General features: G+C 76.0%; 1 protein-coding gene. It reads left to right on the top strand.

Going from position 1 to position 4939, the window contains the following annotated elements:
* Window positions 1-877: 877 nt before the first annotated feature.
* Window positions 878-4939 (top strand): hypothetical protein (locus AB0958_RS35045; RefSeq protein ID WP_366894510.1); only part of this gene is annotated, 4062 nt, incomplete at its 3' end.

Genomic DNA, 4939 nt, shown 5'->3' on the forward strand with positions numbered 1-4939 from the left:
TGGCGGGCCAGGTGGCTCCGCCACATGACCCGCCACCCCGCACGCCGATCGCACGCACCGAACGCCGCTCCTTCTCCCACGGAGATTCATCAGAAGGGCCCTAGTCGTGCTCCTCGACCTTTGGGAGAAGCAGGTCGGGCTCCTCATGCGGGACTGTCCGTACGACTCGATCATGGCCGCTCGCGTGCTGGGGCAGGCGTACGCCTACCTGCTGACCGCGATGACGCACCGGGGTGAGTCGCTCGGGCTCGCGCCGAGCGCCATCGTCGACACGGTCCGGCGGGCAGTTGGTGTTCTCCACGCTCGGCCACTATCTCAACGGCGCGCCTGCGCAGCCCGACGTGCGGGCCGCGGACATTCCGGCGAGGACGCCGGACGGTGAAGCGACGACGATACGCCGCTGGGTTCTCCAGGAACAGGTGTGGACCAAGCTGCTCCACGAGGCGGGGTTCACAGATGTCGGCGTCGACGTATTGCCTGGTGGGAGGGGTCCTCGCGCCGCCGACACGCTGTTGGTGAGTGCGTACCGGTCATCGTGAGCTTGTCCGCTCGCCCAGCGGCCGGATTTCGTGGAGTTGATTGCCGCCGCCCGAGCCGGACAGTACTTTAACTCGCAAGGAAACCGTTTGTCGGGACAGCCTGATGTTCTGATGCCCGCTCTTGCTTACCTGGCGGCAACCCTCATGCGAGCAGCGAAGTCGGGCCTTGCGTTGCCTTGGAAGCGGTTTCCGGAGTCGAACCTCTGCACCAGCAGACGTGAGGTGGAACCGTGGGCCGTCCCGAACGACCGGTGGATCCCGACGACGGGCCCGTACCGCGTTTCGCGCATGAGCTGAGGGCATTGCGCAGAGCGGCCGGTTCGCCGTCGTACCGGACCATGGCCAAGCACACCGGTCTGTCGGTGACCGCCCTGTCGCGGGCCGCGTCCGGGGAACGGCTGGCGTCGGCGGCGGTGGTGCGGGCCTACGCGCGGGCGTGCGGGGCCGACCCGGACGAGTGGGAGCGCCGCTGGGAGGCCGTCGCCGAGGAGGCGCGCCCTCCGTCGGCGCAGGACGGCGACTCGCCGTACCAGGGGCTCGCCCGGTTCGAATACGCCGACCGGGACCGTTTCTTCGGCCGGGAACGGCTGGTCGAGGACGCCCTGGCGCTGGCGGTGGAGCACCGGTTCGCGGTGCTGGTGGGCACGTCGGGCAGCGGCAAGTCCTCACTGCTGCGGGCCGGCCTGCTGCCCCGCCTCGAAGCCCGGGGTACGGAGTTCCGGCTGATCACGCCGGGGCGCCGGCCCGCCGCCACCCACGAAAGGCTTCTGGACCCGCCGCCGGACGGCCCGGAGCGGTTCGTGGTGGTGGACCAGTTCGAGGAGATCTTCACCCTGTGCCGGGACCGGGCCGACCGCTGGCGGTTCGTGGACCGGTTGCTCGCCGCCCGGGAACCGGCCGGCCGGCTGCGCGTGGTCGTCGCGGTGGGCGGCAGTTTCCACAGCCTGTGCACGGCGCACGCCGGCCTCGCGGAGGCGTTACGCACCACGGCGCTGACCGTCCGCCCGATGAACCGGGCCGAGTTGCAGGAAGCGGTCGTCCGGCCGGCCACGGCGGCCGGGCTGCGGGTGGAGCGCGAACTCACCGCGCGGATCATCGAGGAGGCCGCCGACCAGCCCGGCGCGCTGCCGATGCTGTCGCACGCCCTGCGGGAGACCTGGCGAAGACGGCGCAGCGGCGTCCTGACCCTGGCCGCCTACGAGGCCGCGGGCGGCATTCACGGAGCGATCGCCGCGGCGGCCGAGGAGGTCTACGGCGGCCTGAGCCCCGCCCAGGCCGCCACCGCCCGCCGGCTGCTGCTGGCGCTGATCGAGCCGGGCACCGGCACCGCCGACACCCGCCGCCCCGTCAGCCGCGCCGACCTGCGCGAGTGGCCCGACCCCGAGGTTCCCGAAGTCCTCCAGCGGCTCGCCCGCGCCCGGCTCGTCACCCTCGGCCAGGAGAGCGTCGAACTCGCCCACGAGGCCCTGATCACCCGCTGGCCGCGCCTACAGGCCTGGATCGACGCCCACCGCGAACGGCTCGCCGAGCACCGCCGCCTCAGCGAGGCCGCCCGGATCTGGCAGGAACGCCGCCACGACTCCGGCAACCTCTACCGGGGTGCCCAACTCGCCGTCGCCGACGTGCTGTTCGGCCGCGGCGTCAACGACCACGACCTCACCGGGCGGGAACGCGCCTTCCTCAGCGCCTCCCGGGTGGCCCGCCGCATGGAAGGCTGGACGGCGGGCCGGATCCGCAGCCGGACGCGCGGGCTGGCCGTGGCCCTCAGCGTGGTCCTGGCGGCCCTGCTCGTCGCCGGACAGCTGGCCTGGCAGCGCGGCAACGCGGCCGACCTGGAGCACCTCCGCGCCGGAGCGTTGCAGGCCGCCGCCCTCGCCGGCCGGACCCAGTCCACCGACCCCCGCACCGCCGCCCTGCTCAGCGTCGCCGCCTGGCGGCTGGCCCCCTCCTCGGTCAGCCGCGCCGCCCTGCTCAGCGCGCTCGCCGAACCCGAGGACGACGTCTTCACCGGGCCGGTGCCCGGCGAGAGCGGCGGGGCCTTCCTCGCGGACTCCGGCCGCACCCTGCTCGTGGCGGGCGCCGGCTCCTGGTCCACGTGGGACGTGACCGGGCACCGGCGCACCGGGTCCGGGACGCTGCCCGACGCCCAGGTGGCCGCGGCCGACCCCGCGGGCCGCACCGTGCTGCTGGCCGACCCCGGCGGGTGGCGCCTGTGGCGGCTGCCCGGGGCCACCGGCCGACGCGCGCCGGCCGGTGGCCACGTCCTCGGCTTCGGGGCCGACGGGCACAGTTACGTCGTCAGGGAAGCCGGGGCCGGCCCCGGTGTGCGGCTGCGCGCGGTGGACGACGGCAGCACGCTCTTCCGTACGGCGGCGGTCGACGCCTACCCGGTGCCCTCGCCGGACGACCGGCTGGTGGCCGTCTGCCGCCCCGGCCGGCCGCTGGAACTGCGGGACACCGCCCGGGGCGCCGTCCGGCACGGCGGCTGGCAGGGCCTGCGGACACCGGACTGCTCGTCCGGGACCGTCGCTCTCGGGGCCGGCGGCACACGGCTCGCCGCGGCCTCCGCGACCGGGGCGGGCGTCTGGGACACCACCACCGGGCGCCGGCTCGCCGACCTCACCGGGTCGGGCCTCCAGCACCTCGCCTTCACCGCGGACGGGGCGTCGCTGGCGGCGGCCGGGCCGGACGGGGTGACGGTGTGGCGGATCTCGGCACCGGGGATCCCGGTGCTGCGTCAGCCGGTGCCCGGCGGCCCGGTCACCGACCTCGCCTGGGACGTGGACGGCTCGGTCCTGCGCTATCTGGCGGGCAGCAGCGTGCACACCCTCGACCTGTCCACCGTGCTGACCGCCCCGTGGCGGGCCCGGCCCCTCGACGCCGTACTGCTCAGCCCGGACGGCCGGTTGCTGGCGGCCGTGGAGCGGACCGCGACGGGGTACCGGCTGCGCCTGGCGAGAACCCGCACCGGCCGCACGATCGCCGTACTCCCCTTCTCCACACGCTCCCTCGGTACCTCCCGCGTCCTGCTGGCGTTCAGCCCGGACAGCCGGGCCGTCGCCTACGGGGCGGCCGTGGCGGCACGGGTCGCGCCGAGTGCGGGTGGGGCGAGTGGTGCGGTGAGTGAGGGTGGGTCGAGCGGTGCGCCGAGTGCGGGTGGGGCGAGTGGTGCGGTGAGTGGGGGTGGGTCGAGCGGTGCGCCGAGTGCGGGTGGGGCGAGTGGTGCGGTGAGTGGGGGTGCGGCGAGTGGTGCGGTGGGCAGGGCCGCGCCTGCCGCCGGGGTGGACGGTGCCACGCCCGGCGCCGGGCGGAGCGGGGCCGTTCCCACCGCTCGGTTCACGGTGCGGGACACCCTGCCCGGTGGCCACGCCGGGACCTCCTTCGAGGTCACCGGGCCCGCCGCCGCCACGGCCCGCGCGATCGCCCTCACCCCGAAGGGCCGGCAACTGCTGGTCGGCTGGGTCGGGCCCGCCGGCACGGTCGTCCCGCAGATGTGGGACACCGTCCGCCGGACCCGGGCGGCCGGTCGGGACGTGGGCGAGGCGGCGGTGCGGGCGGCCCTGTCCTCCGGGTTCTCGGGCCGGACGGCCGTACCGCCGGACGGGCCGAACCCCCGGCCGCCGCTCACCGAGGGCCGCGGCAGCTACGACCTCGCGCTCAGCCGCGACGGCAGGCTTCTCGCGACGGGCGGGGCCTACGGAACCGTCACCGTGTCGGACACCGGCAGGTCCGACGGGCCCGTGGCGGTGGTCCCCGGCCTCCCCGACACCACCGGCTGCGCCCTCTGCGCGCGGATCACCGCCCTCGCCTTCAGCCGCGACGCGACCACCCTCGCCGTGGCCTACGGATCCGGCGCCCTGCGCCTGTGGGACCTCGCCCTGGACCGGCCCCTGGGCGGCAGCCCCACCACCCCCGGCGACGTGATCGACTCCCTGGCGTTCGGCCCCGACGGCTACCTGTACGCCGCCGGTCCGCACGTCCCCGTCCAGGCCTACGCCGTCGGCCCCGCCCAGGTCGCCGCCCGGCTCTGCGCGCGCGCCGACGGGACCCTGACCGCGGCGCAGTGGCGGCGCTACCTGCCCGACGTGCCCTACCGGCGGGTCTGTGCGGGACCCGACCCGGAGGAGGCGGGCACCGGCGCACCCACCGCGCTCGCCCCACCGTCCCGGACTCCCCCCGCGGCGACCGCGTCCCCGGCCGCCGCCGCCCTGACGCCCTCCCCGCGCCCCGACCGCCGCCCCCGGTCGCCACACGGTCCGGGCCGACAGCACCCGAACCCCCACAGGACGGCAACCGACCCGCCGCCCACCACAGGACGGCAACCGACCCGCCGCCCACCACAGGACGGCAACCGACCCGCCGCCCACCACAGGACGGCGACCGACCCGCCGCCCACCACG

Source organism: Streptomyces sp. NPDC006655, assembly GCF_040703965.1.
Classification (GTDB): domain Bacteria; phylum Actinomycetota; class Actinomycetes; order Streptomycetales; family Streptomycetaceae; genus Streptomyces.